General features: G+C 65.7%; 15 protein-coding genes. 3 read left to right on the top strand and 12 right to left on the bottom strand.

Translation table 11 applies throughout. From position 1 onward, the window contains the following. Positions 1-231 precede the first annotated feature (231 nt). The 10 genes from sciP to FRZ61_RS17365 form a co-directional block, all read right to left on the bottom strand. Entirely contained in the window at positions 232-522 is a 291-nt protein-coding gene (gene sciP, locus FRZ61_RS17410) for a CtrA inhibitor SciP (RefSeq protein ID WP_151118927.1), read from the bottom strand. Between the two features lie 206 nt (positions 523-728). Next, positions 729-2426 carry a flagellar hook protein FlgE gene (locus FRZ61_RS17405; protein ID WP_151118926.1) on the bottom strand — a complete coding sequence of 566 codons (1698 nt, stop codon included), beginning with the start codon at positions 2424-2426 and terminating at the stop codon, positions 729-731. 48 nt (positions 2427-2474) lie between these two features. Then, a complete protein-coding gene (locus FRZ61_RS17400; RefSeq protein WP_151118925.1) occupies positions 2475-3176 on the bottom strand; it encodes a flagellar hook assembly protein FlgD in 702 nt (233 codons plus the stop codon). Between the two features lie 14 nt (positions 3177-3190). Continuing rightward, on the bottom strand, positions 3191-4894 hold the full coding sequence (locus FRZ61_RS17395; RefSeq protein ID WP_151118924.1) for a flagellar hook-length control protein FliK: 1704 nt from the start codon (positions 4892-4894) through the stop codon (positions 3191-3193). Positions 4895-4937: 43 nt separating this feature from the next. Next, the gene (fliS, locus tag FRZ61_RS17390) at positions 4938-5345 is read right to left on the bottom strand and encodes a flagellar export chaperone FliS (protein WP_151118923.1); all 408 of its coding nucleotides are present in this window, start codon (positions 5343-5345) and stop codon (positions 4938-4940) included. A gap of 62 nt (positions 5346-5407) precedes the next feature. Beyond that, positions 5408-6589 (bottom strand): flagellin N-terminal helical domain-containing protein, encoded by a 1182-nt coding sequence (locus FRZ61_RS17385; protein ID WP_151118922.1) that lies wholly within the window; start codon positions 6587-6589, stop codon positions 5408-5410. A gap of 521 nt (positions 6590-7110) precedes the next feature. After that, complete coding sequence (gene fliS / locus FRZ61_RS17380; RefSeq protein WP_151118921.1) at positions 7111-7551, bottom strand: flagellar export chaperone FliS; 441 nt, start codon at positions 7549-7551, stop codon at positions 7111-7113. Positions 7552-7634: 83 nt separating this feature from the next. Next, on the bottom strand, positions 7635-9743 hold the full coding sequence (gene fliD, locus FRZ61_RS17375) for a flagellar filament capping protein FliD (RefSeq protein WP_151118920.1): 2109 nt from the start codon (positions 9741-9743) through the stop codon (positions 7635-7637). 4 nt (positions 9744-9747) lie between these two features. Beyond that, a complete protein-coding gene (locus tag FRZ61_RS17370; RefSeq protein ID WP_151118919.1) occupies positions 9748-10095 on the bottom strand; it encodes a flagellar protein FlaG in 348 nt (115 codons plus the stop codon). A gap of 77 nt (positions 10096-10172) precedes the next feature. Then, positions 10173-11357, bottom strand: coding sequence for a flagellin N-terminal helical domain-containing protein (locus FRZ61_RS17365; RefSeq protein ID WP_151118918.1), 1185 nt, complete (start codon positions 11355-11357; stop codon positions 10173-10175). A gap of 332 nt (positions 11358-11689) precedes the next feature. Here FRZ61_RS17365 and FRZ61_RS17360 point away from each other — a divergent pair, with 332 nt between their 5' ends. Genes FRZ61_RS17360 through FRZ61_RS17350 form a run of 3 tightly spaced genes read left to right on the top strand, consistent with a single transcriptional unit; the run spans position 11690 to position 15905 of the window. Continuing rightward, the gene (locus tag FRZ61_RS17360; protein WP_151118917.1) at positions 11690-14263 is read left to right on the top strand and encodes an O-linked N-acetylglucosamine transferase family protein; all 2574 of its coding nucleotides are present in this window, start codon (positions 11690-11692) and stop codon (positions 14261-14263) included. Positions 14264-14295: 32 nt separating this feature from the next. After that, on the top strand, positions 14296-15369 hold the full coding sequence (locus FRZ61_RS17355; protein WP_151118916.1) for an FkbM family methyltransferase: 1074 nt from the start codon (positions 14296-14298) through the stop codon (positions 15367-15369). Beyond that, positions 15366-15905 carry an acyltransferase gene (locus tag FRZ61_RS17350; RefSeq protein ID WP_225308866.1) on the top strand — a complete coding sequence of 180 codons (540 nt, stop codon included), beginning with the start codon at positions 15366-15368 and terminating at the stop codon, positions 15903-15905. The genes FRZ61_RS17355 and FRZ61_RS17350 overlap by 4 nt, the downstream gene beginning before the upstream one ends. 19 nt (positions 15906-15924) lie before the next feature. On the opposite strand, the gene FRZ61_RS17345 is transcribed toward FRZ61_RS17350, so the two are convergent. After that, complete coding sequence (locus FRZ61_RS17345) at positions 15925-16686, bottom strand: SDR family NAD(P)-dependent oxidoreductase (RefSeq protein WP_151118915.1); 762 nt, start codon at positions 16684-16686, stop codon at positions 15925-15927. A 502-nt stretch (positions 16687-17188) separates the two neighbouring features. Beyond that, entirely contained in the window at positions 17189-18328 is a 1140-nt protein-coding gene (locus FRZ61_RS17340) for an aromatic ring-hydroxylating oxygenase subunit alpha (RefSeq protein ID WP_151118914.1), read from the bottom strand. Positions 18329-18679: the final 351 nt, after the last annotated feature.

The raw sequence follows: 18679 nt of genomic DNA, 5'->3' as shown, positions 1-18679 counted from the left end.
TCGATCTGGCGGCCGAAAGCGGGCCTGCGATCGGGGGCGGGGACTTCAAGCCGGAATTTCGGGAACATTCGCGCCGTTTTGCGTGGGGCCTTTCGATAGGCCCGACGCTAGGCGTGCGAGGTGAAGAAGCTCTTAATCGGCGGCAGAAATTGCCGGGTAAACCGGCAAGTTCTGCCGGCCCGATTCATCATCTCGAAAGGTTCGCCGCCCTGAGCCTGTGGATAACAGGCGTCACGGATAGCGCGCAGGCTCGCGATAGTCCTGGAGACGCGTGACCCGAAGGCCCTTGATGCCGTGGGCGTCGATCTGGCGCTGCCAGCTCAGGAACTCCTCGACGGAAAGCTGGTAGCGCTCGCAGGCCTCCTCGAGCGTGAGAAGGCCGGCGCGCACGCCGGTCACGACCTCGGCCTTCCGCCGGATGACCCAGCGCTTGGTGCCGGGCGGCGGAAGATCGTCGAGGGACAGCGGCAGCCCGTCGGGGCCGATGATCCGATGCGACCTACCTGGGCGATCGAGCGTCATTGCGGTTCGCTCCGTCTTGGACCGATGGCCTTGGGCCGGAATTGCCCGCGACCTGGACAGAGCGTAATCCCATTGGCTTTAAGGAAGGCCTAAATCGGACGGTTAAACAGCGATATATGCGGGGAAGACCGGCCGTCACGAACCTTCTCGGATCGCGACGGCCGCAGGCTTCGTCAATCAATCGTCAATCGCTGTTAACGCGGGCGTTAACGGCGGATCTGCAGCAGCTCGTTCAGCATGTCGTCCGCGGTCGTGATGACCTTGGCCGAGGCCGAATAGGCGCGCTGCGTGATGATCATGTTCGTGAACTCCTCGGCCAGGTCGACCGTCGAGGATTCGAGCGAGGAGGGCGAAACCTTGCCCGCGCCCGCCGTGTTGGCCTCGAGCAGGACCGGATCGCCCGAATAGGTCGTGGTCTGGTAGGCGTTGCCGTTCTGGGCGGCCAGGCCGTTCGGGTTGCGGAAGGTCGCGATCGGCAGCTTGAAGATGTCGCGCTGCTCGCCATTGTCGAACAGGGCCGTCACGATGCCGTCCTCGTTGATCGAGATGCCGGTGAAGGAGCCGTAGGTCAGGCCGTCCTGAGCGTTCACCTTGGCGGCATATTCGCCGGCGAACTGGGTGACGCCGTCGGGCATGCCCGGCGTGCCGAGATCGAGCGTGACCTGCTGGCGGTCCTGGCTCGAGTTGGTGAGCGGGTCGTTGTCGTAGTCGACCAGGAAGTTCAGGTGGTTGTTGGTGTCGACCGTGGCATAGGGCGCCGTCGGCACGATTCCGCCCAGCGTGCCATCGGCATTGAAGGTCACGGTCGCCAGCGGCACGCCGTTGGTGGCGTTGTTCTGGAAATTGACCGTGGTGAAGGCGGCGCCCAGGTTGGTGGCCAGCGCAGTCCGGTCGCCCGCCACGTCGAGGTCGTAGGTCGAGGCGCCGTTCAGGTCGAGGGTGAAGCTGCCGCCGGCACCGTCGGTGAAGGTCAGCTGATCCGTGTTGGTGAGATCATTGCCGGCCACGGTCGGCACCGTCGCCGTGAAGGCGGTGGCGCCGATATTGACCGTGATCGTCGTGCTGTTCGGCGGCGCGCCGCCGGGGGCGTTGACCGTGAAGGGACCGACCAGGCCGCTGATATTGCCCGAGGCGGCCGTGAGCCCGAAGTTCGAGGTGTCGGAGAGCGTCGCCGTCGGGAAATAGTTGGTCGTGGCCGTGGCGAAGGTCGCGGCGCCGGTATCGTCGGAGGCGTAGTTGCCGCCGCCGGCGAGGCTGCCCAGCAGCGTCCAGGTGTTGGCGCCGGTCTTGGCCCAGGTCATGTTCATGACCTGCGTCGTGCCCTGCTTGTCATAGAGCTGGACCGAGGTGTCGTGGGTCGAGCCGGTGATGTCGTTGGCCGGCAGGTTCAGCGCCCACTGGATGTTCGAGGTCGGGCGCGCGGTGCCGGTCAGGTTCGAGACGTTCACCGTCTCGAGGCTCTGCAGCAGGTTGGTGTTGGGCGGCAGGTTGCCCTGGTTGTCCAGGCGCCAGCCCTGCAGGTAATAGCCGTTCTGCGTCAGGTTGCCGTTGGAGTCGGTCGTGAAATGGCCGGCGCGGGTGTACATGTAGTTGTTGCCGACGCCCGGATTGGCCGCCTGGTTGACGACGAAGAAGCCGTTGCCCACCAGCGCCACATCGGTCGGCGAGGAAGAGCCCTGCAGCAGGCCCTGGCGGTCGATCATCTGGTTGGGCGAGGAGCGCACCCCACCGGGCGAATAGGTCGAGCGCGACGCGGCTTCCGTCACCAGGGTTTGGAACTGGGCCTTGGTGCCCTTGTAGCCGACGGTGTTCACGTTCGAGATGTTGTCCGAGATCATGCCGAGGGCCTGGCTCTGCGCCGCGAGGCCCGACACACCGGAAAACATGGCGCCGTAGATGCTCATTTTTTTCTCCTAAAGTCTTCTTCTGGTGGCGATGAAGGGGTGAGGCAATCAGGTCTGATCGTTGCTGTCGCTGCTGCTGCCGGCCGTCGCCGAGCGCACCGAGCCGACCTTGCTCAGCGGCACGTCGAGATCGCCGATCGACAGGTGGAATTCGCCGTCGATGCGCTGCACCGCATCGACCTTGCCGCGGGTGCCGGTCGTGACCGCAAGCTGCGCGTCGTCGGAATCGACCGCCTGGACCGAGATGTCGTAGACGCCGTCATCGAGCGTGTTGCCGTTCTGGTCCTTGCCGTCCCAGGTCACGTCGTGCGTCCCGGTGGTGGTATCGACCGGCATGGTCCGCACGGTCTCGCCCTCGGCGTTCTTGATGACCAGCATGGCCGTCTGCGCATCGCTCGAGAGGTCGTAGGAGATCTCGGCCGAGCCGTCCTGCAGCATGACCTGGTCGCTCTGTGCCTCGACTACGTTGTTGAGGAAGCTCAGCGCCGCCATGGCCTGGTTGTCGGACTGCACCGCCAGCAGCGAATCCAGCTTCTGGTTGGTCTCGATCTGCTGCTCGACGCTGGTGAACTCGACCAGCTGCTGGGTGAACTGGTTGGTGTCGAGCGGCGACAGCGGGTCCTGATACTGGAGCTGCTTGGTCAACAGCGTCAGGAAGTTGTCGAAATTGTCCGAGAACGAGGAGAGCGCGGAGCTGCCGCCATTGGAGCTCGTGCCTGTGTTGGATCCGACGCCGGGAACGGTGGTCATCGTCTAGGCTCCTCTCATACGGCGATGTTCAGGCGGCCATCGGCGACCGCGCGGATCGCATCGGCCGTGCTGGCGATACGGTAGCTCGGACGATAGGCCCGCTCGGCCTCGTCCGCGATCGAAGGCTGCCAGGCCGTCGGGCCCGGGTTGTTCTGCTGGTTCTGGTACTGCTGGCGCTGGTCGCTCTGCAGGTTGAAGCTCAAGGAGCTGCCGTCGGTCTTGAAGCCGGCATCCTGGAGCGCGCGCTCGAGGCCGGTGGCGTCGCGCTTGAGGAGATCCAGCGTCTGCGGCCGGTCGGCGGCGATGACGGTGTTGATCGTGCCGGAACGGTCGAAATCGAGCTTGATCTCGATGCGGCCGAGATCGTGCGGCACGATCTGGATCGTGATGTGGTCGCGTCCATTGGCGACCGCGCGCTGGATCTGCAGCGGCAGCTGGTCGCCCTGGGTCAGGAACTGGCTGAGCTTCTCGACCGGCACCTGGATCGGGCCGCGGGCGGCGGCATGGCTGCGCGCGTCGACCGGCGCGACGGTGGCGGTGGCACTCGTGCTGCTGCCAGCATCGGCGGAATCGCGGCTGGCGGCCGCCCGGCTGCTCGTGTCGTCCGACGACGCGACCTTGTCGGTCCGGCCGCTGTCGGTATCCGCCGTCGCCGGATCGGGCCTGGGCTCGGCCTTCTTGTCGCCCTCGAGCGTGGCCGCGGCATGGACCGGTGTGCGCGCATCGGACTTGGTATTCGTGGGCGGCGCCACCTCGACCTTCTGGAACGGGCTGGTGCCGGCATCGGGGGTCTTGGATGGCGGCGCTGTGCCGGCCGCGGGCGCCGCTGCGGCGGTTGTCTCGCCATCGGCCGGCGGCGAAGCGGGCTCCTCGCCCGTGGCCGCATCCGCATCCTCGGCCGGCTTCTCCCCGTCGCCGGTCGTTTCGACGCTGATGAAGCTGCCTGCGGCCACGGCCGGGTGCGCCGGCGGGGTGGGGACGGGCGTTGTAGCGGGCGCAGCCGTCGGGGCGGCAGGGTCCACCGTTTCCGGCGCGAAATTCTGGGTCGTGTCTTCGATCAACGGCGCCTGGCCGGGGCCGGTCGCGCCGGCCGGCGCCGAAGGCCCGGTCTTCGGCGCGAGGGCGGCGTTCATGCCGTCCTGGGTCAGGGCAGGCTTGCCGTTGTCGGCACCGAACTTGGCGGCGGCCCGCGCGCGCAGCTCGGTCAGGATAGCGTCGAGATCGGCGGGGCTCAGGGTCTTCTGGGTCGCGGCCGGATCCAGCGCGATGCCCGTATCCTGGCTTTCGGTACCCGTTGCCGGCGTTGCCGCGTCGCCGTTCCGGGCATCGGCGAGGGCCTGGGCGAGGAGAGCCAGCTTGTTGCGATCGCCGATCTGGGAAAGGTCGAGGCCGTTGGCCGCGGCCACGGCCGTCAACGGATCGGTGCCGCTGTCGCCGATCAGATCCTGGCCCGTCGAGCCCTGACCCGTCGAGCCCTGGCCCGTCGAATTCTGTATCGCGGCGGGATTGAAGAGAGCGAGCAGGCCCTGAAGGCCGGCCGCGGCGTCGGCGGAGCCGTCACCCTTCTGGCCGGTCTCCTTGCCATCGCCGGTCGCGCGACCGACCAGGGCGAGGAGGGCGGCGAACAGGCCGCCGCCCTTTCCTGCCTGACCCTGGGTCTTGCCGAACAGGCCCTGGGCGATGCCGCTCGTGCCGGTTTCGGTCTGGATCGCTTCCATGGAGACGTCGCCTTCCTGGCGCCGTGGTTCGGTGATGAGGAGATCAGACGGCGGCGCGCAGCTCGGCGTTCGACATGGAGACGAGACCGGTCAGGCCGGCGAGCTCGTTCCAGGAGTCGCGCAGCGGCTCCAGCATCGCCACCAGCCGCTCGGCCGTGTCGGTGTCGTTGTAGACGTTCACGCGCGGCAGCTGGGCCATGATGTGGGCGTAGATCGAGCCGAGATTGACGGCCACTTCGCCGCCGAGGTCGGTGTCGAGCGTCACATAGAGGAAGCCCACGATCTCCATCGCCGCGGTCACGGCGTTGCAGCGGCCTTCGATGTCCCCGGAGGTGGCCGCCATCCCGGCGATGCGGATGGCCGCGATGGCCTCGTCATAGAGCATGACGATGCGGCGCGCGGGCTCGGCCTCGATCAGGGTGTCGACGTCGCAGTGGCGGATGATGGTCATGACGGTGGTCCTTCTTGTTCTTTTTGAGGTTTCTGTTCGGTCTTTTCGGGATCGGCCGGCCGTTACTGGAACAGCTTGAGCAGGTCCTGCGGCATCTGGTTGGCCTGGGCCAGCATCGCCACGCCGGCCTGCACCAGGATCTGCTTCGAGGTGAAGGTCGTCATTTCCGACGCGATATCGAGGTCCAGCAGGTTGGATCGGGCGGCTTCCGTGTTTTCCACCGCCGAGGCGATATTGTCGGCGGCGAACTGGAGGCGGTTCTGGTAGGCGCCGATCGAGGCCCGGGCGTTGTTCAAGACGTCGATCGCGTTGCCGAGCGCGTCCGACGCGGCGTCGGCCGTGCTGACCGTCGTGATGTCGGTGCCGTTGATGCCGAGATTGGCCCCGCTGATGCCGTCGATCGAGACGCTGATCACATCCTTGGTCACGTCCGTGCCGGTGCCGACCTTGAAGCTGAAGGTGGCCGAGCTGGCGCCGGCAAACTGCAGGCCGCCGGCGGAAGCCGAGGGCGCGACCGTGGTGGCCGACTGGAAGGCCGTATTCAGCGAGAGGACCAGATCGCCCGTGTTGGTGCCCGTCGGCAGCAGCTTCACGCCGGCGCCGGTGATCATGTTGCCGGAAGCATCCATCGCGCTGGAGGAGATCGCGCCCGTATAGCTGTTGGAGCCGTCGGTCAGGGTAAAGGTCGCGTTACCGGAGCTGTAGCTCAGCGTGTAGTTGTCCGAGGATGCCGTAGTCAGGCCGTGACCGGTGATGCTCGACACGCCGTCGGCCACCGCGAAGCCGCCGCCGGTGCCGACGCTGGCACCTCCCGTCGTCAGCGAGCCGTTGACGAGCTGGTTGCCGTTGAACTCGGTCGAAGCCGCGATGCGGTTCACTTCGGCCAGCAACAGCTGATACTCGGTGTTGAGCATGCCGCGTTCCGTGTTCGAGAGCTGGCCCGAACCGGCCTGAACCGACAGCGTCTTCATGCGCACCAGCACGTCGTTGATGCGGGCCATGGCGCCGTCGGCGACCTGGAGCATCGACACGCCCTGACCGGCATTGACGCTGGCTTGGCGCAGACCCTGCACCTGGCTGTTGAGGCGCGAGCCGATCGCCATCGAGGCGGCGTCGTCCTTGGCGGACACCACGCGGCTGCCTGAGGAGAGCTTCGCCAGCGACGAGGTCGCGTCCATATCGGACTTCTGCAGGTTGCGGTGCGCGACGTTGGCGGCGTAGTTGGAAATCGCGTTGAGAGCCATCTTTCGTCTCCTGAACTTCAGGTGCCTGCCGTGCCCTTTCGGGGCCCATCTCACGGCGTGGGCATGTCCTCAAACCCGATGCGGCGCTGCCGCCCCTTTCCTTCTCGGTGGCGAACCGTCGTCAGGGATGGACGGCGCGCGCTTCGGGTCTTTCGTGAGGGATAAGGCAAGCGCCGGGCCAACTTTCGGGCCAATCTGTAACTAGTTGAAATAAATCATCTATTTTTTGAAGAGGCAGGGAGGGCAGGATCTCTCCGCCGGTGTGGGGCAAGTTCTTCTGGGCTTTGGCGGCAGTTTCTGCCGCGCGGACCGACCCTCTCTTGGCAGCTTTTGCCCCGAATTCCGGATCGGCGGCGAAGCGACGGCCCGCGGCGCTCACGCCAGCAAGCGGCCTGCCAACATGGTTACAAGGGCGAGCGCTGGCGCGCAAAAACGAAGGGCGCCCACCGCCATTCGGCGGGGCGCCCCGTCAGTCGATCAGGGAAGGGGTTGCGGTGCGGAGCGAGCGCGGTGCTCCGCGCTCAGGCGGAGACCACCAGGCGGCGGTCGGCGCTGGCGCCAGCCGCGGGATCCGGCCGCTGGGCCGCGGCGGCCTGGGCCTCCCGCTGGACCAGCTCGTGCCAGGAGCGGCGCAGCGGCTCGAGCAGGGTCGCGACCTCGCGGGCCGGGGCCGGGTCGTTCTTGAGATCGACCTGGGTCAGACGGTCCAGCATGAAGCCGTAGAGCTTGTCGAGGTTGGCCGCGATCTCGCCGCCCTTCTCGAGGTCGAGCGTGCGCCACAGGGTCTCGATGATGTTGGAGGCGCGCTGGTTGGCGTTCCATCGGGCCTGGATGTCGCCGCGCTCGATCGCCTGCACCGCTTCGCCGAGGGAGCCGATCGCGCGGTCGATCAGCATCGCCACTCTCTTGGCCGGCGAGGCAGCCGCCAGTTCCTGGGCGAGATAGGCGGTGGTGCGATTCATGATTTATGGGCGCCTTTGCCTCGAATGCTGCCTGTCGGGACAGACTCTATCGGCCATCCCTTAACGGGGCGTCACTGGCGGTTTTAGTTGTTGTTTTGCGACCAGGCGTCGGTCGTCTGCTTGATGCTGTCCAGGATGCTCTGCATCCGGGCGAGCTGCGTTTCCATGTTGGTGAATCTCTCCGTCAGCAGCTGCTTCTGGGCGTCGATCTGGGAGAGCATGGAATCGACCCGGGTCTGGGTCTGGGTGTTCTGGTCGGTGAGGGCGTTGGTCTCGGTCTGGATCGAGCCGCTGGTGGCATCGAGCGCCGACTGCAGGTCGAAGAACATCTGCGCCGCGGCACCGACCGTAAAGTTGATCTGGACGTTCGACAGATCGCCGGTGCCCGAATAGAACAGCTTCAGGCCGTTGGCGCCGGTGGCGTTCGTCGCGGTGATGACATTGCCGTTGACGGTCGTGGAACCTGCGACGCCATTGATGTCAGCGCCCGTCAGGTTGGTGCCGTCGTCCGTGAGGTTCAGCGTGTAGCCGCCCGAGCTGTAGGCCGTGGAGCCGTTGAAGTCCAGCAGCGAGACGCGCGGATCCGACGAGGAGAAATCGAAGGCGAACAGCCGGCGGACATCCTCGGGATTCGCGGTCAGAACGCTGTCGAGCTTCGATTCGTCGAGCTTGAGCGTGTCCTTGTCGAGGGGATCGGTCACGGTATTGTTGTCGACGAAATCGACGCCGATCTGGGCCAGCACCGAAAAGCCCGAATCCACGCCCTTGGTGCCGTTGCCGACCACGGAGCTCAGCGCCTGCATGATGGTGGTGAGCGTGCGCGAGCCGTAGAGCGGGCCGGCGTCGGCGCTCTTCTGGCCGGTGCTGCTGTCGGTCTGGTTCTGCTCGTTCACGAAATGGCGAACGGCATTGTAGGCGTCGATGAAAGAGGTGATCTGCGTCTTGACCGCGCTCAGGTTGCGGTCGATCTGCAGGCTGATGGTCGTGCCCGGCTCGGCGCCATAGAGGCTCAGCGTCACGCCGTTGAAGAGGTCGCTGACGGTGTTGCTGCTGCGCTCGATCAGCAGGTTTTCCTTGGCCGGGTTCAGCTTGCTCAGCAGGTTGCCCGTGTCGCCGCCGAAGGAGATGGCCGCGCCGTCATCCTTGACGATCTGCAGCTTGTAGGTCCCGTCATCGGCCTGGATCACGCTGGCGGTCACGCCGGCGCCACCGGCCGTGATATTGGCGGCCAGGGTCTGCAGGCTGTCCGTGTCGCTGTAGCTGACCGTCTGGATCACGGCGCCGCTGGCGTCGCGGATCTCGAACGTGTTGCTGCCAGCCGAGACGCCGAGGGAGCCGAGCGTGGCGCTCGGACCGGGCACGGCGACCGAATCCCATTTCGAGGAATCGAGCAGGCCGTCGGCATAGAACAGGGCCGTCTGCGGTGCCTGGAGCTGGTTGGTCAGCGTGGCGCCGCCGTCATTGGAGATGCCGAGCCCGGCCAGCACGCCGCCGGTCTCGTTGCTGAACTGGATGGTCTGGCCCGTCTGGTCCGCGGTCAGTACCAGGTAGTTCTGCCCGGCGCCGGCCGAGACGATGCTCGCCGAAACGCCGGTCGCGGTAGAGCCGGTATTGGCGGCGTTGATGCGGTCGCGCAGATCCTGCAGCGTGTCCGTCGCCGAGACCGTGAAGGTCTTGCTCGTGCCGCTGCCAAGCTTCAGGTCGAAGCTGCCGGCGATGCCCAGCCCTGTGGTAGCGCTGCTGAAAGCCTTGGTGCCCAGCTTGTGCGCGGTCGCCAGGCGCTGCACCTCGATCGTGTGGTTGCCGAGGGTGGCGGCGTTGGTCACCGTCACGCCGATCAGGTTGGAGGCGCTGGAGGCCGTCTGGCCGTCGGAGCGCGCCGTGGAGGCGAAGACGTCCTTCGCCTGGAAGGCGTTGGCCGAGCCGTCGATCGAGACGGCGCCGCGCAGCTTCGAGAGCGAATCCTGCAGCGTCTGCAGCAGGCCCTTGAGATCGTTATAGGCGGTGATCTTCTTGGTGTTGTCGTCGATCGTGGTCTTGAGATTGTCGACCGGAACCGTCTTGGCCTTGATGATGTTGTCGATGATCGACTGGTAGTCGAGTCCCGACGAAAGCCCCGAGAAGGTCACCTTCCCGGTATTGTCGACGTTGACGTTGCTCAGGTTGATTCCGGACGTCGACGTGGTTGCCATGGGTTCAGGCCTCTGCCTTCATCAGTTTCCCCAGCAGCTCGCGCGAGATCGCATAGAGCTTGAGCTGGGCCTCGGTCGGATATTCGGCGACCATTTTGCCGTTGTTGCGATCGACGATCCTCGCCACATAGCGCTGGGTCGACCGGTCGACGCTGAGCTCTGCCCTTGTGAAGGGCATCTTGGGCATCTCCATCGACGGTGACATTGTCACCGCATCGTTAAGATCGCGTTCACCGACAGCCTGGCGCTGCGCGGCAATGGCCTCGGAGCTCGCCGCCCCGCCGGTGGGCAGGGGCGACGGATCGTTGCTTTGCGCCGGGGCCGGGGACTGGGAGCTTCCGCGGATTTCCATGACACGTTGCCTCGATCAATCGACTCTTGCGGCCGGCTCGGCCGGAGGGAGGATCCCTCCGGCCTTGCCTGTCGCAATTACTGGAACAGCTTCAGCAGGTTCTGGGGCATCTGGTTGGCCTGGGCCAACATCGACACACCAGCCTGGGTCAGGATCTGCTTCGACGTGAACGTCGTCATTTCCTGGGCGATGTCCAGGTCGAGCAGGTTCGAACGGGCCGCTTCCGAGTTCTCGATCGCCGACGCGAGGTTGTCGGAGGCGAACTGGAGGCGGTTCTGATAGGCACCGACCGTCGAACGCGCGGTGTTCAGCGTGTCGATGGCGGCGCTGATCAGATCCGAGGCGGCGTCAGCCGTCGCGGCCGTGGTGATGTCGGTGCCGGTCAGGCCGAGGTTGGCCGCATTGATGCCGTTGACCGAAACCGTGATCACGTCCTTGGTCGCATCCGTGCCCGCACCGACCTTGTACGAGAACGAGGTCGTGTCCGAGCCCGTGAAGTGCATGCCGTTGTTCGTCGAAGCCGCAACGGTCGTCGCAGCGTCGAAGGCGGTATTGAGCGAGATGACGATGTCGCCAACGCTGCTGGTGTTGGCGGCCGTCAGCTTCACGGCCGTGCCGGTGCTCATGGCGCTGCTGCTGTCATAGGCGCTGGAGCTGATCTGGCCGGTGTAGCTCGTGCCGCCCGGACCCGTCAGCGTGAAGGTATGGCCGGTCGTGCCGTCGTAGGACAGCGTGTAGTTGTCCGACGTCGACGCCGTCAGGCCATGAGCCGTGATGCTGGCAACGCCGTCGGCCACGAGGAAGGCCGACGAGGTGTTGCTGGTCTGCACCGTGGTCAGCGAGCCGTTCACGAGCTGCTGACCGTTGAAGTCGGTCGCCGCCGCGATACGAGTCACTTCCGACACCAGAGACTGGTACTCGGTGTCGAGCATGCCGCGTTCGGTCGAAGAAAGCTGACCCGAACCCGCCTGCACCGACAGCGTCTTCATGCGGACCAGAACGTCGTTGACACGAGCCATGGCGCCGTCCGCGATCTGGAGCATCGACACGCCCTGACCGGCGTTGACCGAAGCCTGCTTCAGAGCGTTGACGGTGCTGTTCAAGCGCGCACCGATCGCCATCGCGGCGGCGTCGTCTTTCGCCGACACGACACGGCTGCCCGAGGACAGCTTGGCGAGCGAGGAAGTCGCCTGCGAGTCCGACGTCATCAGGTTGCGATGCGCGACGTTCGCGGCGTAGTTGGAGATAACGTTAAGAGACATTGCAATTTCTCCTACATGGAAGGGAACGCCAAGGCTTCCTGCCAAGGCACCGGAGCCCCGTTCCTGCATGGAATGGGAGTCCGGCGGGGATGATGGAGCAAGCCGGATGCCAATTGGCCCCCGGGTGCTTTATCAGCGGGTTAACCCGGGTGAATCGCGCATGAACCGGCAGAATTTGCCGGGCACCGGCAGATTGCACCCTGCAGAATCTGCCGGGCCGGCAAAAGCTGCCGGGGCCGGCGAGCGCGTTTTTTGATCGTGCCACCAGCCTGTTAAAGCCTCCTCAACCTTACCCGGGCAGCATCCGACAGGACCAAAAGAGGCTTTCAGACATGGCGGTTAGCGCCCAATCCAGCTTTAACGGCAGCAGGTCGGCCAAAGCCCCTCGGGCGGCCGGCGGGCCCGTTCCTGCGCCACGCCCGTTGCCCGCGACATTGCTCGCTCTCCTGCAAGAAGGGCTCGCCCGGCATCAAGCCGGCCGGTTAGACGAAGCCATCGAGCTTTATCAGCGCGTTCTCAAGGAACGCCCGACACAGCCCGACGCTCTGCATCTCTCGGGCGTGATCCACCATCAGCGCGGGGACAGCAAAATGGCCGTCAAGCTGATCCGCAAAGCCCTGAAAGGCGATCCCAGCAACGCCAATGCGCTGGTCAATCTGGGCGCGGCCCTGACCGCACTGGAGCGCTGGGAGGAAGCTGGCGACGTGCTTCAGGAAGCGGTGTCACGGCTTCCCAACAGCGCCGAAGCACAAGGCAATCTCGGTGCCGCCCATGAGAGGGCGGGCCGTCTGAGCGACGCTGCGAGTTCCTATCGTCGCGCCTCGGAGCTCAATCCCGCCAATCCTCAGTATCTGCGTCGCTGGGCGGACAGCGCTTACAATATCGGAGTCTGGCAGGAAGCGGCGACCGCGTTTGACCGTTACCTGCAGATGGTGCCGGGCGATACCGACGCCCGCAACAATATGGGCCTGGCCCTGCAGGAGCTGAGGCGCACCGACCAGGCGATCGAGGCCTTGCAGCGCTCCCTGGCAGACCAGCCCGACAACGCGATGATCCACGCCAATCTCGGCAATGCGTTGGGCCAGGCCGGGCGCCTGGTGGAAGCCGAGATCCATTTCCGCCGGTCGGTCGAGCTCGCGCCCGATGACTGGCGCATGCAGATCAATCTGGTCAACCTTCTGTGGGAGCTGGGGCGGATCGACGAGGCCTTTGCGCGAATCGAGAAGGTGATCGCAACCCGCCCCGACGATGCGCAGCTGTTGCAGCAGACCGCCACCCGTCTGACGGGCGTGCGGCATTACGAGCGCGCCGAGCAGCTTCTTAAGCGCGCCATCGAGATCGATCCGAACCTGGCTGAAGCTTATAACGGGCTCGGCAATATCGCCGCCTTGCGCTTCGATTATGCCGGGTCGATCGGCCAATACAGCAAGGCGATCGAGCTGAAGCCCGATCACCTGCTGGCGCATCTCAATCTCTGCATGGCGCTCCTGAAGCTGCGCCGCTTCGACGAGGCCGCCATTCGGACCTATGGGCTGCGGATGCAGCCGGATTATGCCAAGCACGAGGCGGCGACGCTCAGCCGCATCATCCAGATTCTCAAGATCGTGGCGGATTTCGACGGCATCGAGCTGCTGGGCGATTTCTGGCCGGCGATCGAAATGGCGCCCATCGAGCATTTGTCGCCGGCCCTGCTGACCCTGCTGTCGATGGCCGAGGACGACGAGCATATCGAGCGCATGGTGGCCGCCAGCCGGCGCGTCGGCGTCGATCTCGAGCGCAAGGCGGCCTGGAAAGTCGAGGCGGCGCCGGCCTTCGTGAAGCGAACCGGCAAGATCCGGATCGGCCTGGTGTCGGCCGACTTCCGCAGCCACTCGGCCGCCCGCTGCATCCTGCCGCTCTTGCGCGGCTATGACCGCGACAGGTTCGAGCTCACCTGCTATTCGGCCGTTTCGGCGACCGATGATCCCGTCCAGCGGACGATCATGGGGCTGAGCGATGCCTTCGTCGAGATCGACGCCATGGACGATCCGGCCGCCGCTGACAGGATGCGCGCCGACGGGATGGAGGTGCTGTTCGATCTCTCCGGCTGGACCGCTTATTCGCGGTTGCCGCTCTTCGCCTACAAGCCGGCCCCCCACCAGGTTTCTTGGCTGGGCTGGCCCTTCACCTCCGGCTTGCCGTCGATCGGGCATTTTCTCGTCGACCGTTTCAACGCACCGACGCGCCCGGGCCTGCTGGTCGAAAGCCCTCTGGTGATGGACGGCTCCTGGGTCTGCTTCGAGAATCTGACGCAGACGCCGATCGGCGACGCACCGTTCAAGCGCAACGGCCATATCACGTTCGGGACGCTGAACAACACCTACAAGGTCTCGCAGAAGCAGATCGCGCTCTGGGCGCGTATCATGGCGGCTGTTCCGGGCTCGCGCTTCCTGATGGCCCGGGCCGAGGTGCGGTCCCTGGTCTTCTGCCGCAATATGCTGCTGGAGTTTTCCAAATACGGCATCGGCGAAGACCGGCTCGAGCTGATCGGCCAGGCCGCGGACGCCTCGCATTTCGACTTCTACAACCAGTTCGACGTCTCGCTCGACACCTATCCGGTTGTCGGTGGCGTGACCACGATGGATAGCCTCTGGATGGGCGTTCCGGTGGTGGCGATGTATGGCGCGGCGTTCCACCAGCGCATCGGCCACAGCATCCTCAATCATTGCGGGCTGGGCGAATTCAGCGTGCCGACGCCCGAAGCTTTCGTCGAGACCGCTTGCCGCCTCGCCGCCGACACCGATCGGCTGGCCGAGATGCGCACGGAATTGCGTTCCCAGGTGGCGGAATCGCCCCTGCTGGACGTGTCCGGGTTCGCCGCACGCTTTGGCGCGGCGATCGCCGGGCTCGTTGCCAAATCAAACTGAACCCCGCGAGCGAGAACGGGAGAGACCCACCCATGAGCAAGGATCCGATTGAAAGGCTGGTCGACGCGCTGGGCGCGATCGGCAAGGACGAAGAACTGCGCGTGCGTTTCGTGGCGTTGCTGCGGCAGGCCGAGGTGCGCCTGGCGCAGCCCGGCCTCGATGTGCGCGAGGAGGTGACGGGGCCGATCGTCGACGCGCTCCATCAATGTCTCGGGCCCATGCACAAGCGGCTCGCCTCCGGCGTCGATTTCCATTTCCATTACCGCTCCCGCATCGCCCGCGAGTTCGTGCTGGCGCAGGAAGCCCAGCCCGACCATGTCTGGGAGCCGCAGGCCACGCGCCTCGTGCTCCAGCTCGGCCGCGCCGCCCATCATGTGCTGATCGGCGGCGCCAAGGGCGGCGAGCTGGCCGTGCCGCTGGCGCGCGAGATCCGCGGCTTCGGCGTGGTCCATTGCTTCGAGCCCCATCCCGAGCAGATGTCGATGCTGCGCCACAATGCGGCGGTCAACGGCCTCGACAATCTGCGCTTCAACCCGCTGGGCCTCTGGGGGCGCGACCAGGTCGTGCTGAAGCTGGTGCGCGAGCAGGGCGTCGCGCGGCTCGAGACCGTGAAGAAGGCGACGGAGGGCTGCTTCACCAGCGCCACCATCGTCACCTATGCCGGTGCCCAGCGTGTCGAGAAGCTGGAGCTGATCAAGCTCGACATCGCCGGCGCCGAGCTCACGGTGCTGAGCAGCGCCGAGCGCTTCCTGTCGCAACCCAAGGGCAAGGCGCCGCATCTGGTCTTCAAGGTGCACCGCCATCACACCGACTGGTCGCGCGGCCTCGACAACACCGAGATCTGCCGTTACCTCTCGGGCTTCGGCTATCACCTCTTCGCCGTGCGCGACTATGAATCGAACGTGCCGATGAGCCGCCAGGCGATCGAGCTGGTCCGCCCCGAGGAGGCCTATCTCGACGGGCCGCCGCACGGTTTCAACATGCTCGCGGTCAAGGACGAGGCGATCCTCGCCAATTCGATGTTCCGCTTCGTCTCGGGCGTGAGCCCGCGGCTCCTGAAGCACAGCGACCCGAGGCTGCATCAACCCTTGGCCGGTGCTGCGTGACGCGTATTGCCGCCATTGCGGAACCGCCATCCGATGCGCTGACCGTGGACCCGTCGGCCTGGGTCAGCCCGGATGCCCGCATCTTCCCCTCGGTGCGGGGGACGAAGATCGCGATCGGCGCCGGCTCCAGGCTGTTCGAGTTCGCCGTGATCCGGGCCGTGGGCGGCAGCGGCGATGTGGTCATCGGCGAGCGCTGCATGATCAATCCCCATTGCGTGCTCTATAGCGGCAGCGGGATCGAGATCGGCAACGACGTGGCGCTGGCGCCGGGCGTGCAGATCGTTCCGGCCAACCATGCCTATCATCGTCGCGACATTCCCATCGCGCAGCAGGGCTTCCTGCCCTCCAAGGGCGGGGTGAAGATCGGCGACGATGTCTGGGTGGGCGCCAATGCGGTGCTGCTCGACGGGGCGGCGATCGGCAAGGGCGCCGTCATCGCCGCCGGCGCCGTGGTGAGCGGCGAGGTGCCGCCCTACGAGATCTGGGGCGGCGTCCCGGCGAGGAAGATCGGCATCCGGGGCGAGGCGACGCCGTAAGGCTTGGGCACGGCCGGGCTCAGCGCGGCTGGGGCGCCTGGGCGGTCAGCCCGCCATCGGCGGTGAAGAGCTGGCCGGTGACGAAGGCGGCCTCGTCCGAGGCGAGCCAGAGGGCGAGGGCCGCGATGTCCACGGGCTTGCCGGTATGGCCCGCCGGATGGATCGCGCCGATCCGGCGCCGGGCTTCGGCCGGGTCGGGCAGGCTCCGGTAATAGGCCTCCAGCATGTCGGTCTCGATCCAGCCGGGGCAGATCGCGTTGCAGCGGATGCGGTCCTTGCCATGGTCGACAGCGACCGCGCGGGTGAGCGCATGGACGCCGCCCTTGGAGGCGCAATAGGCGGCGAGGTTCGGATCGGCCACGAACCCGTCATAGGAGCCGATATTGACGATGACCCCGCCGCCGCGCCGGCGAAAGGCCGGAATCGCGGCGCGGCTGCAGAGGAAGACGGATTTGAGGTTGACCGCCATCACGCGGTCCCACTCCGCCTCGCTCGTCTGCTCGATGGTCCGCTCGAGCTGGAGGCCCGCATTGTTCACCAGGATGTCGACGCCGCCAAAGCGATCGCCCGCGGCGGCGAACAGCCGCTCGACATCGTCGGCGCGCGACATATCGGCCTGAAGCCAGACGAGCCGCTCGTCGGCGGGGAAGGGCGTCTTGGGTTCGCTCTGCGACGTCGTGGCCACGCGGGCGCCCTCGGCCAGGAAGCGCTCGACGATCGCCCGCCCGATCCCGCGCGAGCCGCCGGTGACGATCGCGATCTTGTCTTGCAGCCGAGCCATTTTACTTCCTCTCCACCCGCGCCAGGGCATCGACACGCGTTCAAGAGTGGACTCATTCACTCATTCGTCATCCCCGCGAAAGAGCGTGTGAAGAAATCGGCGAAGCCAAAGAACTCTCTCGCCCCCTCCCCTTGCGGGAGCACGTAGCAAGCACTCAAGCCCCCTCTCCTTGCGGGAGGGGGTAGGGGGAGGGGTGCCACAGGCGCTATGAGGGCATCATAGCGATCAACCATCTCTCCAGGGCCAGAGGCTTGGCCTCGGAAGGTTTGGCGCCAAGCGAACGAACGCGGAGCCGGTCGGCTCTGCCTTTTTGCCAAGACCTTGCGCGGCATCTCCCCTCCCCCCAACCCCCTCCCGCAAGGGGAGGGGGCGAGAAAGTTCTTTGGCTTCGTCGATTTCTTCACACGCGCTTTCGCGGGGATGACGAACGAGTCAACGCACGTTCCCACAGATGCTCACTCTCTCTCCTTCAAGAAAGGGGAGAGGAAGAGATCACTTTATCTCACCCAATATCTCCCAGCGCCCGCAGCACCTTCACCTGGAAGTCGTGTACGGCGTGCTCGCTGATCTCCGAGCGCTCGGCATCGACCACGAAGCGGCCCTGGCGGTAGCCCAGGCTGTGCTGGCCCTGCTGCACGCTCTCGCAGATCGGGATGTCCTCGAGCCGGACGCCATGGACGAAGTCGATGACCTCCTGCTCCTCGGTCGTCGGCGGGTCTTGCGGGAAATACCATTCGACCTTCTGGATCGTCTGCTCGGGTCCCGCCGGCACATGGTGGAACACGGTCAGGTTGCCGCCCGGATAGACCTCGATGCACCAGTTGGGCCAGAGCAGCCAGCTGCCGAACTCGTTCTGCTTCGCGGCCAGCGTGGTCCTGGTGCCGTAACCCTGCTCCTCGCCCTTGTCGCGGCTGCGGTGGCTGTGGTGATGGGGATGGGTCGTGATCCGGTAGGAGGGATAATCGAGCGCGCCTTCGACCAGCGTCCGGTGCGAGACCGGGCAATGGAAGCATTCCGAGAAATTCTCGACCGAGTTCTTCCAGTTGGCCTTGAGCGGATAGTCCCTCCGATAGACGCATTTGAGATCGGCCGCCTGGGGCGAGAAGGAAGCGACTTCCGCCGCCAGCGCCCCGCCCACCTCGGCGAAGGGCGACGCCTTGCCGTCGAGATTGACGAAGAGGAAGCCCAGGAAGGAATCGAGCCGGACCGGCTCCAGCGAGAAGGCCGACTTGTCGAAGCCGGTCATCTTCTCGCTGCCGCGGGCGTTGCGCAGCGTGCCGGCCAAGTCGTAGGCCCAGGCATGGTAGGGGCAGGTGACGACCGCGGAATTGAGCCGGCCCTCGCCCTCGAGCAGCCGGTGGGCGCGATGCTGGCAGACATTGAAGAAGGCCCGGATCTCGCCCTGGCGGTCGCGCAGCAGGAGCACGCTCTGATCCGCGATCTCGCGCACAATATAGCTGCCGGGCGCGGGCAGCATCGAGCGATGGCCGACATACTGCCAGGTGCGGTGGAAGATCGCCCGCCTTTCGCGCTCATAGATGCCGGGATCGTAATAGTAGGTTCCGGGCATGCTGCGGGAGCGCAGCGGATCGGGATCGAAATGCGCCACCGTTGCCGGCTGCGCGTCGTCTCTCGGTGCCATGGCCAACCTCTCTCCCGTCCCGCTCGGTATCACTCGTCAGGCTTCGACTCCTTCCAGTCTAGGGATGCCGGCAGGCTGCTCAAGGAGGCCCGTCTGGTGCCGATGGGCACCAGGAAGGCGGGCGAGGACGCCCGGCCGGATGCCTGCCAGGAAATCGAGCCGCATCACGAAGAACGCTCAAGCCCCTCTCCCAACTTTTGGGGAGGGGGCAAAACCTCAAGGCGCGTCGTCAAATGCGATAGCTCTGTCCTCGAGGGGGTGAAGAAAGCGCGCCATGCCCATGAATGGAGTTCGTGGCTTGGCCTCGGGCGACGTCATCCGATTGGAACTTCCCGCTGGATATTGTTCCTA

The sequence above is a fragment of the Hypericibacter adhaerens genome (assembly GCF_008728835.1).
GTDB lineage: Bacteria > Pseudomonadota > Alphaproteobacteria > Dongiales > Dongiaceae > Hypericibacter > Hypericibacter adhaerens.
Note: the sequence above shows the minus strand (reverse complement) of the source record. Positions and strands in the feature narration are given on the sequence as shown.